Source organism: Curtobacterium sp. ZW137 (assembly GCF_003762905.1).
Lineage (GTDB): Bacteria > Actinomycetota > Actinomycetes > Actinomycetales > Microbacteriaceae > Curtobacterium.
Window position 1 is genome coordinate 490,910 of the sequence record NZ_RJKS01000003.1, and the last position, 22,111, is coordinate 513,020.

Here is a 22,111-nt window from a genome sequence, read left to right on the forward strand (position 1 = left end):
GAGGTTAGGCCGCGCCGCCGACATCACCGGCATCGCCGGAGGTGTCGTCGTTTTCGGTGGCGCCGGGCACGGTGATCGACCCGGTCATGCGCTGCCGGAGCCGGTCGACCCGGCCGGGACGGTGTGCGTGCTCGAGTTCCTCGGCGCCGAGCGTGTCCTGTTCGGCACGCGCGTTCGCCACGGCACCGGCGTCGCGCCCGAGGTCCTCGGCTTCTCGCGCCGACAGGTAGTGCCGGATCGCGGCGACGGTGTCCACCCGGGCGTCGATCGCCGGTTCGAACGCGCTCGCCCAGATCTCGTACCCGCGGTCGTTCGGGTGGAACAGGTCACCGTAGGTGTTGAAGAACGTCCGCCGCAGCCCCACTCGGCGCGTGATCGCGTGGAGCGGCGCCACCGTCAGTCCGAGCTCGTCCGCGACGCGGTGCACGATCTCGTTCGCGACGGCGACCTTGCGCTCGCGGTCGGGGACGAACATGCACGGCAGCTCCGCGACGATCGCGTGCGACGGGACCGCGCCGTAGATCGCGCGGAGGTTCCGCTCGAACTTGTCGGGGTGGAAGTCCGCGATGTCGTTCGCGCCGATCGAGACCGTGCAGACGTCGGGAGTGAAGCTCCGCAGCTTCGGGAGTTGGTCCTTCTTCGCGCCCCACGTCGTCGCACCGGAGACGCTGAGGTTCACGACGCGCACCGTCTCGCGCGACCGGTGCTTGATCCGGCGGGCGAGCAGGCCGACGTACCCGCGCGACGGGACCGTCGCGCCGACACCCTGCGCCGCGGAGTCGCCGATCGCCAGGTACGTGATCTCACCCTCGTGGTGGAGTCGTTCGCGCCACCAGTCGGCGTGCGACGGGAGCATGTCGACGACGCGTTGCGCTGCCGCACGCTGGCCCTTGACGCCGGCCCGGGCGCCGAGGGCGGCGCCGCCGGCGACGACCAGGCCGCCGCCGATCGAGGAGAGCAGGGCGATGAGGGTTCGGGACTTCATGCGGTGGACGGTACGCCCGCTGGATCAGTCGGATCAGAGCGGACCCTGTGGCTGTGGGAAGAGCCCTGGACGCGGCCGCCTGTGGGCGCCGAGCCGTCCTGGGGTGTCGCGAGGGGCCTCCCGGATCGTGTAAACTGTCTCCCGGTACCGTGTCCGAGCGGCCGAAGGATCATGTCTCGAAAACATGTGTGGGGGCAACTCCACCGTGGGTTCAAATCCCACCGGTACCGCCACAGAAAACCCCCGTTCACGCGGGGGTTTTCCTCTTTTGAAGAGCGTTTTTGATGCATCACTGGTGCACCCTCCTGAGCGCACTACCCGCAACGCGGCTGCCTCCTCCTTGGCAGCGTGGTCAGCCAGAGTGCGTCCAACCCGCTGTTCCAGGCACACTCGCCCGTTCCTCGAGTGTGCGCGGCGAAGCGCTAACCTTCACATCGGCCTCCGTCGTGGGCCAGCGGGAACCTCATCACCGCATCGTGCCCTCGGGGATCTAGATCAGCGCACAGAAGTGTGGCAGAGGCTCGGGTAAGACCGTAGAACCGCAGACGAACAGCCAGCCGGGACTGTAGCGCTGGGGTGTGCCCCAGTGCGGCGGCGATGCAGCTGGCGCGCATCGACGGGAAGATCACTCGCAAAGGCGTCGTGCGCAGTGATCGCTGCGGAACGCTGCGGTCAACACCTAAGCTAGATCCAACTAACATCATGCGCTTCACTGCGGATACGCAGGACGAGCATCACGACTTGGGGGAAGCTTGAACAAACTGCGTGTGCACGAAGTGGCGCAACGAGCTAACGTGTCTTCTCGCGACGTAATTGAGTGGTTGAAGGCTCAAGGAGAATTTGTCAAGGGGCCATCAAGCGGACTTGAGCCACCCGTCGCACGGAAAGCGCTTCGCGCATTCGGTGTGGAGGATTTTGAGCAGCCGGCGAAACAATCACGAAGCAGCGCACAGTCTACTAGCAAGACGCACGCGGTTCAGACAACTCCTTCGTCGCGAGAAGTCGGGTGGCGAGCCGGCTCTGTGAAGCAGCCGATCCATCCTGATTTGCTGACAAAAATGGACGAACTGGGAAGGCGATTTCCAGAATTCGAAAAACACCGCGCCGCCTTGCGAGAACTCGGCTCGCAGATCGTATTCGCACGTCCTTCCAAAAACCCGAAATTTGCGGATTGTGCTGTTGCGCTGGTGCGGTTTAGTGGTGCAATTGAGGCAGGCTTTGGGCTCACGAGGGAACTCCTGATATTCTACGCGCCCCACCATGATTTACAGGTACGCACGTACGAGGCCGCTCTAGCGGAGATCCAAACGATGGATCGGAAGATAACCCCCGACATCATATTTGTGAGTGCCCCGGACCCCCGCCTCCGGACGAAGCTGGATGACTGGTCATCCTCCACTCCGTCGCTTCGAGCAATCCCTTTGTCTCAGGACATGGACCCTAACGCCATGGCGTTCATTGGCCTGATTCGTGACTACGTATACAGTCGCGACTTGTTCTACGAGACCACTCCGGTACGGGGTGCTCGTTTCTTCGGCCGAAGGACTTTGCTCCAGTCGCTACGCGACGACGTACTAAGCCAACGAGTCTCCGGTGTTTTCGGCTTGCGCAAAGCTGGCAAGACGAGCGTGCTATTTGAGCTCGCCGACCAGATGCGTCAAGAAAAAGTTATTCCCATCCTTTTGGACCTCGAGGCGTTCCCGTCCCCACCGGAGGATCCGACCTCGGAGATCCTTGCGGACCTGAGACGGCGATGCCTAGAGGAGCTGCGCGACCGAAAACTTCGTACCAAAGAGCTTGCTGAACTGTCGACCTCACCGTCGATCGTTGAATTCAAGACGGCACTTCAAGCCCTGCTGCGCAGACTTGCCCCTGACGGTATTCAGCTGCTCATAATGCTCGACGAGATTGAGTACCTCACTCCCGCAGATAAGGTCGACATTGCCGAAGGGGACATGCCTCGAATCGCCCAATTGCTGGCATCATTGCGGAGTTTGGTTCAAGAGGCATCGAACTTCACCTTCATGCTCGCTGGCCTGACCAGTGCGATCATTGAGAGTGGGCGTTTGTATGGCAGGCCGAATCCGCTTTTCTCCTGGGCGAAAGCCTATTACGTCGGACCTTTCGCTCGCGATGAGGCTGATGACCTCGCGCTCGCAACTGGCGCGAAAATGGGTATTGAGATCGAAGAGAAGGCGCTCGAAGCACTATTCGAAGCGTCCGGTGGCCACGCATTTCTCTATCGCAACTTTGCGTCGGAGGTCGTCGGTGCCCTTCCTACTGAAGTTTTCAGGAGAATAATCACGCGCCCACTGGTACTTTCCCGTTTGATGGACTGGAAGGCTCAGGTCGGGGGACATATCTCGGAAATGGTTCAGCATGTCACGCGGTATTATTCGACCGAATCGGTGCTACTCGATGTTCTTCGCGAGTACCCGGATGAGTTCCTTCAGCTGGCGGAGGATGAGCCGCAAGCGTTAAGGCACCTGCTCGATCTTGGCCTGGTGCGTAAGGTGGAGCATCACTATGAACTCAACTCCTTGCTGGATCTTGTCTGATGGCCAGGGAAGACTATAAGACCGAGTGGGTGAATGGCGTTCTGCAGCAGGCCCGGCAGTTTGGGCTCATCTTCGTGCAGCTCGGGGCGACGCAGGCTCCGCTAGTGAGTCTTGTTTGTGAACAAGAGCATTGTTTCAGCGTGGAAGAATACGTCTCGTTGCGGGCCGGAGCTCGAGGTGCCACGCCGACGTTCGTCCTCGGCCTGCGACCCGAGAAACTGGGGGAGGATCCAAAATCGCCCACTCTCGGGTTGTTGAGAGAGCGCGTCATGGACGACATGGCTGCTGGCGGTCGGGTCGTATTGGTTTCAGCTGCTCCCCGCGTGGCCTATCCTCCGGTGCCGGGAAGCTCACTCCTTGAAGACGCCAAGTTCGTTGCGGGTCCTCTCGCTCCGATTCCGGTGGACGCAAACGCGGTTCCGGAAGCTGTGTTACCGGTGTGCCGCGAGAATGAATCGCCTCTGCAGGAAGTGCTAGAAGCTTCATTGCGTGAACTGGGGCTCGAAGTTTGTGCGTCGTTGGATCATGCTTTATTCGAGGCTGCGCTCGACCCTGCCGATTTGTTTAGTACATTGACTTCTCGCGAGGTCGAAGCCCTTCGAGGGGCGTCTCTCGTTCGAACGAGTACTTCCGGGCCCGAATGGACAATGCCGCTTCGGATAAGCGAATTGAGGGATGCGCTCAGCGAGGTCTTGTCGGATCAGACCGAGACGCAGGAAGCGTTGGGCGCGGTCTTTGCTAGTTTATGGAGCATCGAGAGGTCTGTAAGGCGCGCACTTCGGATTCGAGCCATCGAGCTTTGGGGGGCGAGGTGGAGGCGGCAAGTGCTAGCGGGGGACCTCAAGGAGAAAGTTGAAGGAAGGGCGAAGACGTCAGCCTATGCGGTGGCGTCAAGCATCTCACAAATTCGTGATCCTCTTGAGTGGTTGACCATGGGCGAACTGCTGGAGACTCGTGCAAGAAGTCAGATTGGCGATCTTGGACTCGAAGAGCCGCTTTGGAAGACGCTTGCGAACGAGGTGTTGCCTGTGCGAAACCAGATCTCGCACATGCGACTGCTGCGCCCAACTGACCTGGGCACAGTGCTGAAATGGGCAAAGGTTGTGCAGGTCAAGCTGAGGTGAAGCGCGGTCGAGCGGACTGACCTGAGGTAGATTAGCGGACCATTTTGCTCGACGAGCGCGGACGCCGCAGTGCGACGGAACTGTGAACCTTGGCTCGTGCGGTCAGGTTTGGGGACGAAGTCCGGTGATCACCGAGGATGGTCCGGGTACGTGACGTGGGTACCACCTATGGTGGGACCATGCCCGAGATGCAGTCTGTTCAGGCGGCGCCAAGTCGTCGCCGACGATGCGGCACACGATGACCGGGGCCGTCACCACGTCGTCGAAGACGCCAGCCATGGGGGGCAGATTCCGGTACGAGACGGACCTCGTAGACGCGCTCGCACCTGTTGTGGCGCACTCCGTCTTTCGGCGGGGAGATCCCGACGTCGTCACGTTCCGGGAAGTCCCCGCAGTGCGGGGGGTGCCGGATCTGGTGATGATCCGATTCGACCCGGTCGTGCTCGCGGCCCGCGCCGAACACGCGGTCAAGCCCTTGAGCGGTGATCGTGAGGTGCGAATCGTGCAGCTTCTCCGACGAGCGGGCAGCCTTGATCGCGGCGGCATCGCTCGAGCAACGGGGCTGCCACTGGAGTACCTCCGGCGCTCAGCACTGCCGATGCTGGAGCAGCTCGGGTGGCTACAGATGCACGCCGGAGACGTCATGCTTCGCCCGGGCACAGCGCCAGTGGGCCGACGCGTCGTCACCGTCGAGGCGAAGCTGCGCGACTGGTTCCGTGCATTCAACCAGGCCCGCGACCAGTTCCACTCCGCCGACGCGGCATACATCGCACTCGATGAACGCGCCGGCGGCCCGCTGCAGGACCAGGTGGACGCCATCGCTCAGCGTGGCGTCGGCGTGATCCTGGTCAACGCCGACACGAACCGGCACCGCGTCATCGCGCGCCCACATCGAGTGCTCGACCGCCGGATGACCTCGGTTGGTCGTGAGCTGCTTTCCGAGCGAAGCCACGCTCTCTGGTCACGCGGAGAACGCTCTGGGCAGGTGTCACCCGTGTTCGGCTGGTATCCGCCGACCAGCACACATCACAACTGACCTGCAGGAACCACGCTGAGCGTGGTTGGTCAGCGGACCGTCTGCCAGACCGGGAGGTGGGTTGGGCTGTTGGCCCCGGCCGGCTTATCGACCTGTGCCAGTGCGTTCACCCATCCCTGCCCGCGATCGATCGCACGGTGCGCGAAAGCGGCACGGCCCGCAGGCTGCATCTTGGCCTGCAAGTTCCCGACCGCGTTGAGGTAATGCAAGCCAGCGACCGGTTTGGAGTGCCCGTCCGTGGCGATCTCATCGAGGAACCTGGTCCGGAAATCGCGGTGGCCGGGGAGGGCTCGGAGACGGTCGAAGACGGCGGCGTCCATCGTGTGCAGCAGGAACCGGTCGAAGATCCGCGGGATCTCCTTCGGGGGTGTCTGCCCGGGCCGGCGACCCATTCGCCGTGCTCGCGCAAAGGTCTGATCGGCAGCTGAAGCACCGGTCGAGAACCCTGCAGCGCCGAACGCACCCATTAGCCACCCAGTGAGGGACGCGTTGGCGAGGAACAGCTTCTTATCTTCGAGCGCAGCAGTCTCGGTGAGGAGGCGGTACCCGCGGAGGATGTCCGGGTCAGCGAGCTGGCCATAAGAGTTCGCCGATTCTGGCCACCAGAACCGTAGGTACCAGTGCTGCTCGTTCGACTCCACGATCTCGCGAAGCAGCAGGTTTCGTAGCTCCCGGTTGATCAGCCACTCCTTGTCCATCGTCAGGTTGACGAACATGGGACTGTCTTCCACGACTGCTCGGCTCGCGCGCACGATCAGCATCGCCTGGTCCAGCGCGGCCGCGGCGTTGATCGTCCCGACCCACCCGGTGGCCGAGAGTGCCACGGTGGCGCCCACCCGGTACTGGGCCTGGATGACGCTGCGGATCCACGCCGCGTCCACGGTGGTGGGGAGTGTGTTGTAGAACGTGAAGGTGGGATCGCGCCGCGCAGGCTCGATCGTTGCCATCCCTTCCCAAGTGGAGAGCGGGTGGCGGAACAGGACGGGGTCAGCGATCCGCAGCGGGACGGTGCCGACCGAGGAGAAGTACTTGTCGATCGCGGCCTCGGTGTTGCCCCACATCTTCATCGCAGTCCCGACGCCGAGCTTCTTGCCGTGATCGGTCATCAGCGCGTCAAACACCTCCGGAAGCCGATGCATGTGCTGTGCGCTGCGCTGAGTGATGAAGGTGGGCGCCTTCCCACGGAGCATGCGGTTCAGGGAAGCGGTGGTGGATTGGTCAGTCACTTGGCGGCCTTTCGCAGGTCCTTTAGAGCACGCTTCGCGGTGCCGCGCTCGAACGCGTCCTCGCTGAGCAGTCGGAGAACGACGTCGCGGAGCGCATCGGGGATGTGCGCAGGAAGCGCTCGAGGAGGTCCAGTAATTTCTTCTGCAACCTCGTCTTCCGACTTCCCACTGAGGGAGGTGATGTACGGGTGCTGACCGGTCAGGACGGTGAAGAGGATCACGCCGCAGGCCCACAGGTCCGAGCTCTTCCGGGCGCGTTCGCCGCGCAGCTGCTCCGGCGCCATGAACAGCAACGACCCAACTCGTTGCGGGTAGCGCGTCATCGTTATCTCCGTGGCGGCTTTCGAAAGTCCCAGGTCGATCAGGACCGGGCTGTCCCAGCTGCCGTTGCGCAGCATGATGTTCTCGGGCTTCAGATCCCGGTGCACCCGCTCTGCAGCGTGCAGCAGCGTAACCGCGTGCAGCAGCTCGATGGCGAACGTGAGGGCGTCCACGTGCCCAGGAACACCGTCCGCGGCCAGGTTGTCCTGCACGCTGCCACCGGGCAGGTACTCGCAAAGCAACGCGGTGTAGTCGGTACCAGCGATGGAGATTGTGCGAACCTCGTGCAACCCCATGATCCGGCGGCTCGAGATGTCCGTCAGGCCCGCGATCTCACGCTCCACCAACCCGGGGTGGAAGTTGTGGGGCTGCAAGAACTTCACGGCCACCGACCGTGGCTCACCGTCTATGAGGACACCGTCAACGCGCCATGTCTCCCCAAATGTTCCAGCGCCGAGGAACGTCGATGTTGTTCCCCCCCACCGCGGTTGCGGCGTCTGCCGGCGTCAATGTCGGCTGGTTCACGTATTGCCCCTGTCTGATCACTCAGCCTTCATATTGATGCATCGTCAACAACAGCGTCTATGCCACGAACGGGGGACGTCAGTCAGTAGCCGGAAGTGCCCGGTAGCCGGTCCTCCGGCGCACGGGCCGTCGCGGTCGCACGCAGCTCTCACCATCTGTCTCACAATGGTGGTCCGCAGACAGTCGCGATGGGGGGCGCTATTCGGACGTCCATCCGGGGGCGGGTGCTTCGCCTCAGCGCTTCTCTCGGGAGCGGGCGTCCCCCAGCAGCGCCGTGGTGCAATTTGGTGCACCACCACCTGGCCGGGGCCGGCTTTGACTGGCCCGGCCCGTCGGCAACTTCCCCATGAATCCGGCGATCGGAGACGCGTCCGTGCAGATACGAACACGGAGCGATGGGTTCAGATCCCACCGGAGCCGCGAAGCGGGTCAGTCGGAGTTCTGATCCCCGGCTTGCGGACCTGAGCCAAACACGGACCCCGCCTCAGGGCGCGCCGAAGCGCCCAGGACGTCCGCCTGGCGTCCCCGGGCGCGCCGAACGGAAGCGGTCGGCAGTCAGACCGCCGCCGCAGCCAGCAGCGCCTCCGCCTCCCGCCGCGCCGCCACGACGGCAGCAGCGCCGAGCCCGCACGCCCGCAGGCACGCCCCCGTGATCGCCTCCCGGTCCTGCTCGTCCACCTCCCCGGTGCGGCGCAACTGGATGACGGTCTCGGCGAGCTGGATGAGGATCCCACCCAAGAGCGCAGGCGGCACCGCACCCCGGACGTCCTCGGTCGCAGCCCGGGTACCGAGCCGCCCGTACGTGTCCTGCAGCTCCTGCCGGTCGGCGCGGAACCCCTGGTACCGGTCGCCCTGCACCTCGGGGAGCAGGTAGAGCGTTCCGATGTTGTGGGGCGTGCGGGCGAGCGTGTCGATGTCGATGAGCACGAGTGCGGCGAGGGCCCCCGCGGCGGAGACGGAGCCGGGGACGCGCTCCTCGAGGCCGCGCACCACGTCCAGGCTCGGGCGGACGGACGTCGTGAGGAGCTCGACGAGCACCTCGTCCTTGCCCGCGAAGTGGTAGTACAGCGAGGCCTGCCGGATGCCGACGCGCTCAGCGATCGCCCGGGTCGAGGTCGCGCTGAAGCCGTTCTCGACGAACAGGGCCGCGGCCGCGTCGAGGATCTGGTCGCGGGGGCTCAGCCCGGACGCGGTGTCCGGGACGACCCGCGGTCTACCGAGTCGGGCGGGCCGGTCGTCGGAGGACATGGTCCCATCCTCGCAGCCGGCGGTCACACCCGCTCCCGGGCGGCGTGCTCCCGGTACGTCCGCCAGCCGCCGTGGTGCGTGATGTCCTCGGCGCCCTCGACGGCGTGGGCCTCCACCGTGAACCCGGTGACTTCCGATCCGTCGTCGAGTGTCACGGTGCCGATCGCCATCGGGGCGGGGAGCGCCGCGACGAACGTGCCGAAACCGGCGGCCGGCAGCCGCCAGACCTCCCCCGCGATCCCGCCGCCCGGCGCCCCCGTGCCGGGCGTGACCGCGACGGCCCGGACCAGCCCCGGCTTGGGCGGCACCGTGTCGAGTGCGTACAGCCGGTAATCGGAGGCGGTGCGGGCCTCCTGGACGAACGTGCCGCCTGCGGCGACGAGCTGACCGTTCAACGGCTGGTCACGCAGGTGCGCGCCGACGACGAGCAGGTCGACCGTCGGCGCGGCGAACGCCGCGGCCAACGCCGCCAGGCGGCGGTCGCTGAACGCGGGTCCGGTGAGCATGACCCCGAACGGCAGCCCGTCGACGAAGCCGGCGGGCACCGCGAGCGACGCCATGTCGAGCAGGTTCGCGAAGTTCGTGTACCGCCCCATCCGGCTGTTCGCCCCGACCGGGTCTGCGGCGACCTCGGCGAGGGTCGGGTGCCAGGTCGTGGTCGGGGTGAGGAGCGCGGTCGTGCCGTCGAGCACCGCCCGGCCCGCGGCGCCCAGGGCGTCCAGGCGCTCCTGGTCGGCGAAGAGCTCCACGGCGGTGGGTGTCGCGCCGCCGAGCACGATCCCGGCGACGGTCGGGTCGAGGTCCTCGCCGATCAGGTCGCGGTGCGCCTCGATGTGGGCACCGACCGCGGCGTAGCGCTCGGCCACGAACGCACCCTCGTACAGGAGCGCGGCGGCGTCGAGCAGCGGCGCGATGTCGACCTCGACGACCTCGTGCCCGAGCGCACGGAACCGCTCGACGGCCCGGTCGAACGCCGACGCCCAGCCCGGGGCGAGGCCGTCGAGCTGGGACGGCAGCGGCACGGCGATGCGCGGCACCGTCGGCAGGGCCACGAGGGCGGTGTCCGTCCGGGCGAGCGGGTCGAGACCGTCGGGCCCGGACATCAGCTCGGTGGCCGTCCGGGCCAGGTCGAGGGACCGGGCGAAGACGGTGACGCAGTCCTGCGAGCGGCAGGCCGGGACGACGCCGGTGTTCGGCACGAGACCCTTGGTGGGCTTCACGCCGACCAGGTGGTTCAGCGCGGCGGGGACCCGTCCGGAGCCCGCGGTGTCGGTCCCGAGTGCGAAGTCGACGACCCCGAGGGCGACGGCGGTCGCACTGCCGCTCGAGGAGCCCCCGGAGATCCGGGTCGGGTCCCAGGCGTTCCGGACGGCGCCGAAGGGGGAGCGGGTGCCGACCAGGCCGGTGGCGAACTGGTCGAGGTTGGTCTTGCCGACCACGACCGCGCCCGCGGCCCGGAGCCGAGCGACGGCGGTGGCGTCGGCCGTCGGCGTGTACGCGTACGACCGGGCGGCCGCGGTGGTGGGCAGCCCGCCGACGTCGATGTTGTCCTTCACGGCGAAGAGCATCCCGGCGAGGGGCAGCGTGCCGTCCACGGACTCGGCCTCCGCCAGGACGGCAGCGCGGTCGCGCAGGGTGATCCAGACCTCGGGACGGTCGACGGCATCGATCCGGTCGAAGGCGGCGTGGACGCGGTCGGCGACCGCGCCGCCGGCCCCGGTGACGGCGCTCACGCGGGTACCCCGATCGCTGCCAGGACCTGGCCGGGGGCGACCTGGTCGCCCGGCTTGATGTAGACCTCCAACACGTGTCCTTCCACGGGTGCGTGCACCATCGACTCCATCTTCATCGCCTCCACGGCCAGCAGCCGCTGTCCTTCGTCCACGCGGTCGCCCGGTCGGACGTCCACCTGCCACACGGTCGAGGTGAACGGTGCGGTCACCGCGGTCGCGCCGGCGGGCAGGACCACCTCGTCGGGCAGCACCACGGCCGGTTCGTCGCGGACGTCGAACTCGCCCGAGGCCCGCCACCGTTCCTTCTCCTCGTCGAACGCCCGGGCCTGCTGCGCCCGGAAGTCCGCGATCGAGGTGGCGTTGTCGCTGAGGAACCGGTTGTACGACGCGATCGAGAACTCGCCGTCGACGGTCTCGAACGATCCCCGCCCGGCGTCGGTCTCGGCGCGCAGCTCGAGGAGCTCCTCCGCCCCGACCGGGTACCACTCGATGCGGTCGAAGAACCGGAGCGCCCACGGGTCCTCCTGGAACAACCCGCCGCGGCGGAACCGGTTCCAGATCTGCACCGTGCGGCCGACGAACTGGTAGCCGCCCGGCCCCTCCATGCCGTAGATGCAGAGGTACGCGCCACCGATGCCGACGGAGTTCTCGGCGGTCCAGGTGCGGGCCGGGTTGTACTTCGTCGTGACCAGGCGGTGCCGGGGGTCGAGTGGGGTCGCGACCGGTGCGCCGAGGTACACGTCACCCAGGCCGAGCACCAGGTAGCTGGCGTCGAACACCGTGCGGAAGACGTCGTCGACGCTGTCGAGCCCGTTGATCCGCCGGATGAACTCGATGTTCCACGGGGTCCACGGAGCGTCGTTCCGGACACCCGCCATGTACCGCTCGATCGCGAGCCGGGTGGCCGGGTCGTCCCAGGACAGCGGCAGCTTGACGGTGCGCGACGGCACGACGAGCTGGTCGGTCGGTGGGATCTCGTCCTCGAGCTCGCGGAGCAGTCCGGCCATCGTGCTCGCCTTCAGCACCGAGGCGTCGGTGTGCACCTGCAGCGAGCGGATGCCGGGGGTGATGTCGAGGATCCCCGCCGGCGCCTCCTCCTGCAGCTTCGTCATGAGGGCGTGCACGCGCATCCGCAGTGCGATGTCGAGGGTCATGTCGCCGTACTCGACCAGGACGTTGTCGTCGCCGTCACGTCGGTACGCGACGCCCGGTCGGGCGTCGGTCGCGTCCAGTCGCGCGATCAGCCCGTCGTCGCCGTCGCCTCCGGTACGGGGGACGGTCCTGGAGGCCCGGCTCGCCTCGAGCGCGGCGGCGTCGGCTTCGCGGACGGGGACGAACCGGACGGTGTCGCCCGGTCGGAGCTGGCCCAGCTTCCACAGGTCGCCGCTGGCGACCACCGCCGGACAGACGAAGCCGCCGAGCGAGGGCCCGTCCGGTCCGAGGATGATCGGGGTGTCGCCGGTGAAGTCGATCGCTCCGACCGCGTACGGGGTGTCGTGGATGTTCGAGGGGTGCAGTCCCGCCTCGCCGCCGTCGGTCCGCGCCCAGCCCGGCCGGGGGCCGATGAGCCGGATCCCGGTGCGCGCGGAGTTGTGGTGCACGGCGTAGTCGGTGGCGTAGAAGACGTCGAGGTCGGCGCGGGTGAAGAAGTCCGGCGCCGCGTGCGGCCCCTCGGTGACGGCGATCTCCCACGCGTCGGTGAGCGCGGTGCGTCGTTCGGCGGGGGTCGGGCCGCCGACCAGGCCGAGCCGGGCACCGGCGGGGAAGGCGGGGTGCGGCGCGTCCGAGTCGGGTGAGCCCGGTCGCAGGACGTCGCCGGCGAGCAGGGCCCGACCGGCGTGGCCGCCGAAGCCGCCGAGCGTGAACGTCGCGGCGGAGCCGAGGTACGTCGGGACGTCGAAGCCACCGCGGACGGCCAGGTAACTGCGGAGCCCGGGGCCGGGGGCGGCGCCGACCGCGAGGGTCTGTCCGGCGCCGACCTCGACCGGTTCCCAGAGCGCGACGGGCTCCCCGTCGAGGGCGACGGGCACCGGAGCGCCGGTGAGGGCGACGACGCCGGCGGCCGAGAAGCGCAGGGTCGGCCCCGTCGCCGTGATCTCCAGCGCCGGGGCGCCGTCGGGGTTGCCCACCGCGCGGTTGGCCTCGGCGAACGAGGCGGCGTCGAAGGGGCCGCTCGGCGGGACGCCGACCTGCCAGTACCCGACCCGGCCGGGCAGGTCCTGGATCATCGTCATGGTGCCGGGGACGACGACGTCGATCCGCGGGTCCGGGTCCGCCGTCTCGTCGAGCGTCGAGGTGGAGTGCGTCGCGGTCCGGAGCTCGAGGTCGTCGGTCAGGGAGCGGAGCAGCCCGGCGTTCGTGACGATGCCGTCGACGCGGGTGTCCGCGAGGGCGTCCCGGAGCAGGTCGAGGGCGTCGTCGCGGGTCTCCCCGGTGGCGATGACCTTCGCGAGCATCGGGTCGTAGAAGGCGGAGACCTCGGAGCCGGTCTCGACCCAGCCGTCGACGCGGACGCCGTCGCGCTCGGGGAACACCGCCCGGGTGACGAGACCGCTGGAGGGGAGCGACCCCTTCGCCGGGTCCTCGGCGTAGACCCGGGCCTCGACGGCGTGCCCGGTCGGGGTCCAGCTGCGCGTGAAGACGTCGGGTTCGATGCCGGCGGCGCCGTCGCGGGCCAGGCGGAGCATGAGCTCGACGAGGTCGACGCCGAAGACCTCCTCGGTCACCGGGTGCTCGACCTGCAGCCGGGTGTTCACCTCGAGGAAGGACGCCTCTTCGCGGACCGGGTCGTAGACGAACTCGACGGTGCCGGCGCTGCGGTACCCGACGCTCTCGGCGAGCCGACGGGCGGACGCGTGCAGGTCCTCCCGGACCCGTCGGGGGAGTGCCGGGGCCGGAGCTTCCTCGATCACCTTCTGGTTGCGGCGCTGGAGCGAGCAGTCGCGGTCGCCGATCACGGCGACGCGGCCCTCACCGTCGCCGAAGAGCTGGACCTCGACGTGCCGCGCCGGCCGGACGAGCCGTTCGAGGAAGATGCCGGCGGACCCGAACGCGGCGGAGGCGGTGCGCTCGACGCTCGCGTAGGCCTGTCGGACCTCGTCGAGGGTCGCGCACGCCTGCATGCCGATCCCGCCACCGCCCCCGGTGGCCTTGAGCATGAACGGCAGGCCGATGCGCTCCGCCTGGGCGACGGCTTCGTCGACGTCGGCGAGGAGACCGGTCCCCGCGAGCATCGGCACCCCGGCCGCCGCGGCGAGCTCGCGGGCGGTGTGCTTCGCGCCGAACTGCACGATCTGGTCGGCCGTCGGTCCGACGAACCGGATGCCGGCGTCCTCGCACGCACGGGCGAACGCGGTGTTCTCGGACAGGAAGCCGTACCCGGGGTGCACGAGCCCGGCGCCGGTGTCCTTCGCGGCGCGCACCACGGCGTCGATGTCCAGGTACGAGTCGCGTGCGGGCGCCGGACCGAGCCGGACGGCGACGTCGGCCTCGCGGACGTGCGGTGCTGCGCGGTCGGCGTCCGAGAAGACGGCGACGGTGCGCATGCCGAGCGCCTTGGCGGAGCGGATCACGCGGCGGGCGATCTCGCCGCGGTTCGCGACGAGGACGGTGTTCGTGCTGAGTTCCACGGTGGCGGTCCCGGTGGGGTCGGGCGCGGCGGTCACGGCTGGACCACGATCATGCGCAGCGGGGTGCAGGAGAAGTCGTTGCACGGGTTGTTCATCTGCGGGCAGTTCGACACGATCACCAGGACGTCCCGCTCGGCGCGGACGGCGACCCGCTTGCCCGGGGCGCTCATGCCGTCGACGATGCCGAGTGCGCCGTCGGCCTCGACCGGCACGTTCATGAACCAGTTGAGGTTCGACACGATGTCCCGGACGCCGAGTCCGTGCCGCCCGGCCTCGGCGAGGAAGTTCTCGCGGCAGCCGTGCTGGTACTGGGTGTGGTGACCGTAGCGGAGCGTGTTCGACTCCTTCGAGCACGCGCCGCCGATGGTGTCCTGGCGGTCGATCTCGTTCGCGACGACGGTCATCAGCGGACGACCCTCGTTCGACATGAGGACGGTGCCGGTGCGGACGTAGGCGTTGCCCTGGGCTGCCAGGGTGTCCGGCACGCTGTAGCGCTCGTCGGGGTCGTGCGCGTCGTAGACCAGGCAGTCGGCGCTCTGGTTGCCGCCGACGTCCACGATCGTGAGCACCTCGCCGGCCCGGACGACGGCGGACCACGGCGCGAGCGGGGCGACCCGGTCGTCGCGGACCACGGCCCCGGGCACGAGGGACTCGCTCCAGTCGAGCGGGACGTCGGGGCCGTGGACGGCGCCGACGGGGACGGTGGACGTGAGCGTGTCGGTCATCAGCAGCCTCGTGCTTCCGCGTGGTCGATCGAGTTCAGGTAGGCGCGGGTGAGCTCCGGCGACGCGGTGAAGCGGTCGTCGGCGGCCGTCGTCGGGGCACCGCGCCAGGCGTGCACGCGCAGGGGACCGACCGCGTACTCGGGGCGGGGGTCGATCGGGTGGGCGACGTTCGCGACGAGGACGAGCAGCGGCAGCTCGGCGACCAGGGTGACGTGGTGACCGGGGCCGGCCGACCCGGTGAACTCCATCGCGCCGTCCGGGTCGATGCGCACGCCCTGGAAGAACGAGACGCTCGGCGGCAGGTCCTGCTTCGTGAGCCCGTGCTTCGCCGCGGCCTTCGCGAAGAGCGATCGTCCGCTCGGCGTCGGACCCTCGGGTGCCGCTCCGCCGTACTTGCGCTCGTTCCACGCGTCGGTGGATGTGCCGCAGAACGCGTCGTGGTGGCCGGACGTGTCCTCGACCACCGTCGCGAGTGCCCGGCCGTCGCCGCTGAGCAGGGGCGAACCCTGCCCGAGGTACGCCTGCCACGGGATCTTCTGGGTGTCCGCGACGTTGAGGCGCTCCCACGGTTCGAGGGCGTTGAACAGCAGCAGGTGGGCGCAGGCAGCACCCGTGGGGTCGTCGAACCGGATCCGGGACCCCCGGGCGAGCACCTTGTGGGTGTACCCGCCCGGGGCGACCGTCTCGGCCCAGACCAGGTCGGCCGTGTCCACGCCATCGGGGGCGAACGGGGACGACGACGCGGGGACGTACGGCATCCAGTCGGACGTGGCACCGCCCTGGGCGCGGGCGTCCGAGCGTGAGGCGGTCACGCTGTCGGTCTGGTGCAGGTCACGCACGGTGGTTCCTTCCGGTGGTGCTGGCGTTCGAGGACGACGACGGGGTCAGGCCTCGACGGGGGTGGGGGCGGTGTGCGGCACCTCGGCGAGGGTGATCGGACCGTGCGCACGGTGCCGCCACGACGACCACGCCCAGCCGACGAGCAGCACGGTGCCGATGAACAGCAGCGCGCTGTACTGCAGCCACCACGAGTGGCCGGTCAGGTCGTAGATCTCCGGACGGGGCCAGATCAGGTTGACGGCCATGCCGATCTGGAACGCGACGGCGAGGGCGTTCAGCGGGATGCCCCAGCGGCCGAGGGTGAAGAGCGGCTTGCCGTCTTCGTCCACACCGCCCGGCAGGCCCGTCCGACGGAGCCGGATCCGCTGGACGAGCAGCGGGCCCGTCACCCCGAGGTAGGCCAGGTAGAGCATCGCGATGCACAGGCTGGACAGCGCGGTGAAGATCGCGGACTGGCCGATGTTCACGGCGAGTGCCAGGCCGGCGCCGACCCCAACGACGATCGAGGCCGCGATCGGGGTGCCCGTCCGGGGCGAGACGCGGGCGAGGGTGCGGTGGAAGGGCAACGCCTTCTCGCGGGCCATCGAGTAGACCATGCGCGCCCCCGCGGTCTGCACGGCCAGCGTGCAGGCGAAGACGGCGACCGCGACGGTGCAGAGCAGCAGGCGCCCGGCGACGTCGCCGAGTGCGGACGTGATCACCCAGGCGAGTCCCTGTGTCGCGAGCTTGCCGTCGGTCAGGCTCGGGGCGGCGACGAGGGCGCCGATGATGAGCAGCCCGCCGCCGAGGCCGGAGACCGTGAGCGCGCGGACGATCGTCTTCGGGGTGGTCCGCCTCGGGTTGTGCGTCTCCTCGGCGAGCTCGCCCGCGGAGTCGAAGCCGACCATCACGTACGCGGCCATCAGGGACGACGCCAGGAACGCCCAGACGTAGGGCTCGGTGCTCGTCGAGCCCTCGGTCGAGAACACCACAGCGGCCGAACGGTGCGGCAGGAGGAACAGGGCGGCGATCAGGACGACGACGCCGACGATCTCCACGAGGACGCCGAAGCTGGTCACCCGGGCCATGAACCGGACGCTGACGATGTTGACGATCGTCGTCACGGCGAGCATCACCAGTCCGAGGATTACCGCGTTGGCGGCGCCCGTCGGCGAGGCGACCGAGGGATCCGCACCGGGACCGCCGACGAGCTGGAAGCCCGCCCAGATCGTCGGCAGGACCGCCTGGACGGCGATCGCCGCGACGGCGACGGTGAGGATCTGCCCGATGATCATCGTCCAGCCGGTGAACCAGCCGAACCGGGGACCGGCGAGACGGCTCGACCACTGAAAGACCGCGCCGGAGATCGGCCAGCGGGCCGCGAGCTGGGCGAAGTTCAACGCGACCAGCAGCTGACCGCCGAACACCAGCGGCCACGCCCAGAAGAAGGCGGCGCCGCCGAGTCCGAACCCGAGCCCGAAGAGCTGGAAGACCGTGGTGAGGATGGAGACGAAGGAGAAGCCGGCAGCGAAGGACGAGAACGAGCCGACCCCGCGGTGGAGTTCCTGCTCGTAGCCGAGACGGGCGAGGCCCTGGGAGTCGACGCTGGACGTGGCGCGCGGTGCGTGGAGCGGTGCTTCGGGAGAGCGCATGGCTACAGACCTTTCGCGGAGTACCTGTCGTGTGACAGGTAGTGCGACCAGTGTCGTGCGGGGCTGTGTCGCCGTCGTTGCCCGGCTGTTTCGGGCACGTGTCGGAAGTCGCCCGCGTGTAAACGTTCGGGGTCGGCCGGAACGATCGACGACACCCGTGGACAAGAGGGATCCAAACCGATGTAGATTGGATCCGTCAAGTCCGCCACGGTGAAAGGTACGTCGTGATCCAGACCGTCCTCGGTCCCGTCGAGTCGTCCGGGACCGGCCCGGTGTCGATGCACGAGCACCTGCTCACCGACGCCAGCGCACTGCAGCGACCGGGCGTCGAGGCGCTCGAACCGAGCCTGGCCGTCACGGCGGACCTCGCAGCGGCCCTGCGGTGGAGTCAGCTCGCGCTCGCCGACAACCTGCGACTCGACGACCTCGACCTGCTCGCCGACGAACTGCGCATCGCCGGGGTCGCCGGGCTCGGGCTCGCGGTCGACCTCAGCTCGCTCGGCTTCGGGCCGGACCACGCCCGGCTGCCCGCGCTCGCGCTGGCGAGCGGCGTCGACGTCGTCGCGGGCTACGGCGCCTACCTGCCGCGCCTGCTGCCGGAGTGGTACACCGAGCTCGACACCGACGGGCGACAGCAGCTCTTCGAACGCGCGCTGACCGAGGCGGTCCCCGGGACGCACTACCGTGCCGGCATCCTCGGCCTGATGGGCACCACGTCCGCGTTCGCCACCGCCGACGGGGACGAGGAGCGCCGGAGCCTGACGGCCGCGGCCCGGGCCGCCGTCACCACCGGCGCCGCCGTCGTCGTCCGGCTGGCGGCCGACGCCCGGAACGGCCTCGAGGTGCTCGCGCACGTCGTCGCCGAGGGGGTGGACCCGAGCCGCGTCGTCTTCTCGACCGTCGACGAGTTCCTCGACCTGCCGTACCTGCGGGACCTCGGGCAGGCCGGCGCCGTCCTCGAGCTCTGCTTCGGCAACGAGGGCTCGCACGTCGGCCGGATCCGGAACGCCAGCGACCCGCAGCGCCTCGACGCCTTCCTCGCCCTGCGCGACTCCGCGCCGGAGACCCGGTGGGTGTTCGGTCACGCGACCTGGACGAAGGGGCAGCTCCGTCGGCACGGCGGGCACGGCCTCGACCACCTGACCGCCCGCGTCGTGCCGGGGCTCCGGGCACTCGGCGTGCCGGACGACGTCCTCACCCGCATCACGGTGGACGAGCCCGCACGGCTGCTCGACCGCCCCTGACCCCGACCACCAGCGCACCGCACCACGTCCCCGGAGGAACCACCATGAGAGACACGCTCGCACCCCTGGCCCCGCTCGAGCCGTTCCTCGTCGACGGCACGTGGACCGCGCCGGACGGTGCCGAACTGCTCGACGTCCTCGACCCGGCGACCGAGGTCCTGCTCACCCGGGTGCCGCAGGCCGGGCCGGTCGAGATCGACGCCGCCGTCGCCGCCGCGCGCCGGGCGCACGAGGACCGCCGGTGGAGCGGGATGAGCCCGCACGACCGGAGCCGGATCCTGGGCCGCGTCGCCGACCTCATCGAGGAGCGGCTCGAGGAGCTCGCCGTGCTCGAGACCCGCGACAACGGCAAGCCGATCGAGCGGTCCCGCGCGGACACGGCGACCTCGGCCCGCGTGTTCCGCTACTACGCGGGCGCCCCGTCCCGCCTGACCGGCACCGTGGTCCCCGTCGACGGCGGCCAGCACCACGTGTACACGACCCTCGAACCCGTCGGGGTCGCGGCGCTCATCCTGCCCTGGAACTTCCCGATCATGACCGGGGCGTTCAAGCTCGCCCCCGCGCTCGCCGCAGGCTGCACCGTCGTGGTGAAGCCGGCCGAGCAGACGCCGCTCACGATGCTCCGCGTCGCGGCGATCTGCGAGGAGGCCGGTGTCCCCGCCGGGGTCGTCAACGTCCTGACCGGTGACGGTCGGGTCGGCGCCGCGCTCACCGCGCACCCGGGCGTCGACAAGGTGTCGTTCACCGGCAGCACGGAGGTCGGCCGCAAGGTGATGACCGCCGCGAGCGCCGACTTCAAGCGCCTGACGCTCGAGCTCGGCGGCAAGAGCCCGAACATCGTCTTCGAGGACGCCGACCTGGACGCGGTCGTGGTCACCGCGATGCGGGCGTCGTTCGGCCACTCCGGCCAGATGTGCACCGCTGGGAGCCGGCTGCTCGTCCAGCGGTCGGTGCTCGACGAGGTCACCGAGCGTCTCGTCGCGGCCGTCCGGAAGGTCCCGGTCGGCGACGGTCTCGACGGCGGGATCACCGTCGGACCGCTCGTGTCCGAGGAGCAGCGGCAGCAGGTCCTCGGGTACATCGAGCAGGGCAAGGCCGAGGGAGCCACGGTCGCGGTCGGCGGCGGCGTCCCCGAGCGCCCCGGCTACTACGTCGAGCCGACGCTCTTCACCGGTGTCTCGAACACGATGACCATCGCGCGCGAGGAGATCTTCGGACCCGTCGTCGGGGTCATCCCGTTCGACGACGAGGACGAGGCGATCGCCATCGCGAACGACCAGACCTACGGACTCGCGGCGGGCGTCTGGACCCGTGACCTCGCCCGGGCGCACCGGATGGGGCAGCGGCTGCACGCGGGGACGGTGTGGGTGAACACCTACAACCTGTTCGACCCGGCGCTGTCCTTCGGCGGTGTCGGCGAGTCCGGTCTCGGCCGGGACCTCGGCGAGGAGGCGCTGCGGGCGTTCTGCGAGTCGAAGAGCGTCGTCATCGCGCTCTGAGACCACGACCGCGGCACGACCGTGGGCGCGACCGCGACCACGACCGCGAACCGGTCAGCGGCCGCGGTCGTGCCGGCCCAGCGCCGGGACTGCCGCGAGCTGCAGCGCGGCGAGCACGACGAGGGCCCAGCCGGACCCGACCGCCGACACCAGGACCCCGCCCACGAGCGAGCCGACGGCGTAGCCCGCGCTCGTCACGGCCGAGAACACGCCGACCCCGGTCGCGCGGCTCCGGTCGTCGAGCGTGCGGGTGCTGAGGATCGTCAGCGTCGGGAACAGCGGCGAGTACCCGGCACCGACGAGCACGGCCCCGGCGGCCGCCGTCGGGAAGTCGTGCGCGACGGCGAGGACGACGAGCCCGGCGGCGAGGACCACCAGCGCGCCCCGAGCCGTGCGGACCGGCCCGACCCGGTCCGGCAACCCGCCGAGGAGCAGCCGCACCCCGACGACGCTCGCCGCGAAGACCGTGAAGACGTTCGCCGCGCCGGTCAGCCCCTGCGCGCCGACCCCCTGCCCGACGAGGTGCTGGATGAGGAACGCGATCATGAAGCCCTCGGCTGCCCAGGCGACCAGGCCCGCGGCACCGGGGCGCACGACCGCACGGAGCACCGGTGCGATGCCGGTCCCCGTGGGACGGGCCGGGCTGCGGTATGCCGGCGCGGATCCGTCTCGGGCGAGCAGCGCCACGGCGAGCCCGGCGAGCTGGATGCCGATCGCGACGATCCACACGGAGCGGTGCCCGGCGGACTGGTACAGGTTCTCGCCAACCACCGGCCCCAGGGCGAGTCCGATCCAGACGGCGAGCCCGAACAGGCCGAGGGCGCGGCTCCGCTGGGTCACGGGGACCTCGGCGACGACCCAGGCGGTCAGGGCCGTGGCGGTCGCGGCGTTGCCGGCGCCGAAGACGAGACGGCTGACCGCGAGCGTCGGGATGCTCAGCGCGACGAGCACGATCCCGAGCCCGACCGCCGCCAGCAGTCCGGCGCCGAGGAGCACGCGACGTGGTCCGAGCCGGTCGCTCAGGACCCCGGCCACCGGCATCGCACCGATCGCGACGAACCCCGCGAGCGAGACGAGCAGTCCCCCGAGCGCCGGGTCGGCGCCGAGCTGGTCCGTCGCCAGGCGCGGCACGACCGGCGTGCTCGCGCCGTTCACGACGTAGCCGGCGGTCGACGCCAGCACGAGGAGCCAGAACGCCGCTCCCCGGACGCCGGACTCGGCGAGCGGTCTCACTCCCCGGCTCGGCGCGGGCGGCACTCCAGGCTGAGCCAGAGCTCGAAGCAGGCGCTCCGCGACAGGGCCGTCGCGCCGATGGAGGCCCGGCCCATCCGGCCGACGTCCGGACCGAAGACGTCGAAGAGCAGGTCGCTCGCCGCGTTCGACACCTGGTTGAGCTGTTCGAAGCCGGGCGGGCAGAGCACGAAGCACAGTCCACGGGACAGCGCGGCGACCTCGTCCAGCGACCCGAGGGCGTACCGGATCATGCCGAGCGCGTTCACCGCCGTGTACCTGGCGGCCTCCTGCGCCTGCTCGAGGGTGACGTCGACTCCGACGGCCCCGGGGTGCAGCATCGTGCCGTCGCGCGACTCCGGCGTCATGCCGCTCAGCTCCAGCAGGTCGCCGGTGCGGTGGAACGCGCGGAGCGAACTGCCGTAGCGGCCGCCGTAGGGCGGGTTCGCGTAGTCCGGGATGACGAGTCCGAGTTCCAGCGCGCGGGCTTCAGCGGAGTGCTCCATGCGACCAGAGTATCCGGCGGTGGCGGTAATGGATACAACCTGTTTATGATG

Annotated in this window: 15 protein-coding genes, 1 tRNA gene and 2 pseudogenes; 7 read left to right on the top strand and 11 right to left on the bottom strand. The window is 69.3% G+C overall.

Annotation, left to right across the window (positions count from 1 at the left end; translation table 11 throughout):
• Nucleotides 1-4: 4 nt before the first annotated feature.
• Nucleotides 5-985, bottom strand: a complete 981-nt coding sequence (locus tag EDF55_RS12035) for an SGNH/GDSL hydrolase family protein (protein WP_123655184.1) — start codon at nucleotides 983-985, stop codon at nucleotides 5-7.
• Between the two features lie 143 nt (nucleotides 986-1,128).
• On the opposite strand from EDF55_RS12035, the gene EDF55_RS12040 reads away from it, so the two are divergent.
• The 5 genes and pseudogenes from EDF55_RS12040 to EDF55_RS12055 all read left to right on the top strand — a co-directional run bounded on the left by EDF55_RS12040 (nucleotide 1,129) and on the right by EDF55_RS12055 (nucleotide 5,703).
• Nucleotides 1,129-1,218 (top strand) — tRNA-Ser (locus tag EDF55_RS12040).
• 534 nt (nucleotides 1,219-1,752) lie between these two features.
• Nucleotides 1,753-1,884: pseudogene (locus EDF55_RS19115) on the top strand (translation initiation factor IF-2 N-terminal domain-containing protein); the annotation flags it as partial.
• Between the two features lie 123 nt (nucleotides 1,885-2,007).
• Complete coding sequence (locus tag EDF55_RS12045; protein ID WP_260235939.1) at nucleotides 2,008-3,543, top strand: ATP-binding protein; 1,536 nt, start codon at nucleotides 2,008-2,010, stop codon at nucleotides 3,541-3,543.
• Nucleotides 3,543-4,667, top strand: a complete 1,125-nt coding sequence (locus EDF55_RS12050; protein WP_123655186.1) for a hypothetical protein — start codon at nucleotides 3,543-3,545, stop codon at nucleotides 4,665-4,667. Before EDF55_RS12045 ends, EDF55_RS12050 begins: the two co-directional genes overlap by 1 nt.
• A gap of 238 nt (nucleotides 4,668-4,905) precedes the next feature.
• The gene (locus EDF55_RS12055) at nucleotides 4,906-5,703 is read left to right on the top strand and encodes a hypothetical protein (protein ID WP_123655187.1); all 798 of its coding nucleotides are present in this window, start codon (nucleotides 4,906-4,908) and stop codon (nucleotides 5,701-5,703) included.
• A gap of 29 nt (nucleotides 5,704-5,732) precedes the next feature.
• On the opposite strand, the gene EDF55_RS12060 is transcribed toward EDF55_RS12055, so the two are convergent.
• The 8 genes and pseudogenes from EDF55_RS12060 to EDF55_RS12095 form a co-directional block, all read right to left on the bottom strand.
• Nucleotides 5,733-6,893, bottom strand: a complete 1,161-nt coding sequence (locus EDF55_RS12060; protein WP_148079027.1) for a hypothetical protein — start codon at nucleotides 6,891-6,893, stop codon at nucleotides 5,733-5,735.
• 32 nt (nucleotides 6,894-6,925) lie between these two features.
• Nucleotides 6,926-7,702, bottom strand: a pseudogene (locus tag EDF55_RS12065) (serine/threonine-protein kinase); the annotation flags it as partial.
• 628 nt (nucleotides 7,703-8,330) lie between these two features.
• Nucleotides 8,331-9,023 (bottom strand): TetR/AcrR family transcriptional regulator, encoded by a 693-nt coding sequence (locus EDF55_RS12070; RefSeq protein WP_123655190.1) that lies wholly within the window; start codon nucleotides 9,021-9,023, stop codon nucleotides 8,331-8,333.
• A gap of 23 nt (nucleotides 9,024-9,046) precedes the next feature.
• Nucleotides 9,047-10,756, bottom strand: a complete 1,710-nt coding sequence (atzF, locus tag EDF55_RS12075) for an allophanate hydrolase (protein WP_123655191.1) — start codon at nucleotides 10,754-10,756, stop codon at nucleotides 9,047-9,049.
• A complete protein-coding gene (gene uca, locus EDF55_RS12080) occupies nucleotides 10,753-14,421 on the bottom strand; it encodes an urea carboxylase (RefSeq protein WP_185017348.1) in 3,669 nt (1,222 codons plus the stop codon). The genes atzF and uca overlap by 4 nt, the downstream gene beginning before the upstream one ends.
• Nucleotides 14,418-15,110, bottom strand: a complete 693-nt coding sequence (locus EDF55_RS12085) for an urea amidolyase associated protein UAAP2 (RefSeq protein ID WP_123655192.1) — start codon at nucleotides 15,108-15,110, stop codon at nucleotides 14,418-14,420. Before EDF55_RS12085 ends, uca begins: the two co-directional genes overlap by 4 nt.
• Entirely contained in the window at nucleotides 15,110-15,949 is an 840-nt protein-coding gene (locus tag EDF55_RS12090; protein WP_123655193.1) for an urea amidolyase associated protein UAAP1, read from the bottom strand. Before EDF55_RS12090 ends, EDF55_RS12085 begins: the two co-directional genes overlap by 1 nt.
• A 45-nt stretch (nucleotides 15,950-15,994) precedes the next feature.
• A complete protein-coding gene (locus tag EDF55_RS12095; protein ID WP_123655194.1) occupies nucleotides 15,995-17,581 on the bottom strand; it encodes an amino acid permease in 1,587 nt (528 codons plus the stop codon).
• 224 nt (nucleotides 17,582-17,805) lie between these two features.
• On the opposite strand from EDF55_RS12095, the gene EDF55_RS12100 reads away from it, so the two are divergent.
• Entirely contained in the window at nucleotides 17,806-18,825 is a 1,020-nt protein-coding gene (locus tag EDF55_RS12100; RefSeq protein WP_123655195.1) for a phosphotriesterase, read from the top strand.
• Nucleotides 18,826-18,869: 44 nt separating this feature from the next.
• Nucleotides 18,870-20,324 (top strand): aldehyde dehydrogenase, encoded by a 1,455-nt coding sequence (locus EDF55_RS12105; RefSeq protein ID WP_123655196.1) that lies wholly within the window; start codon nucleotides 18,870-18,872, stop codon nucleotides 20,322-20,324.
• Nucleotides 20,325-20,378: 54 nt separating this feature from the next.
• Here the strand turns inward: EDF55_RS12105 and EDF55_RS12110 are convergent, their stop codons facing one another.
• Entirely contained in the window at nucleotides 20,379-21,557 is a 1,179-nt protein-coding gene (locus EDF55_RS12110) for an MFS transporter (protein ID WP_185017350.1), read from the bottom strand.
• Nucleotides 21,554-22,060, bottom strand: a complete 507-nt coding sequence (locus tag EDF55_RS12115; protein ID WP_185017352.1) for a RidA family protein — start codon at nucleotides 22,058-22,060, stop codon at nucleotides 21,554-21,556. Before EDF55_RS12115 ends, EDF55_RS12110 begins: the two co-directional genes overlap by 4 nt.
• Nucleotides 22,061-22,111 lie beyond the last annotated feature (51 nt).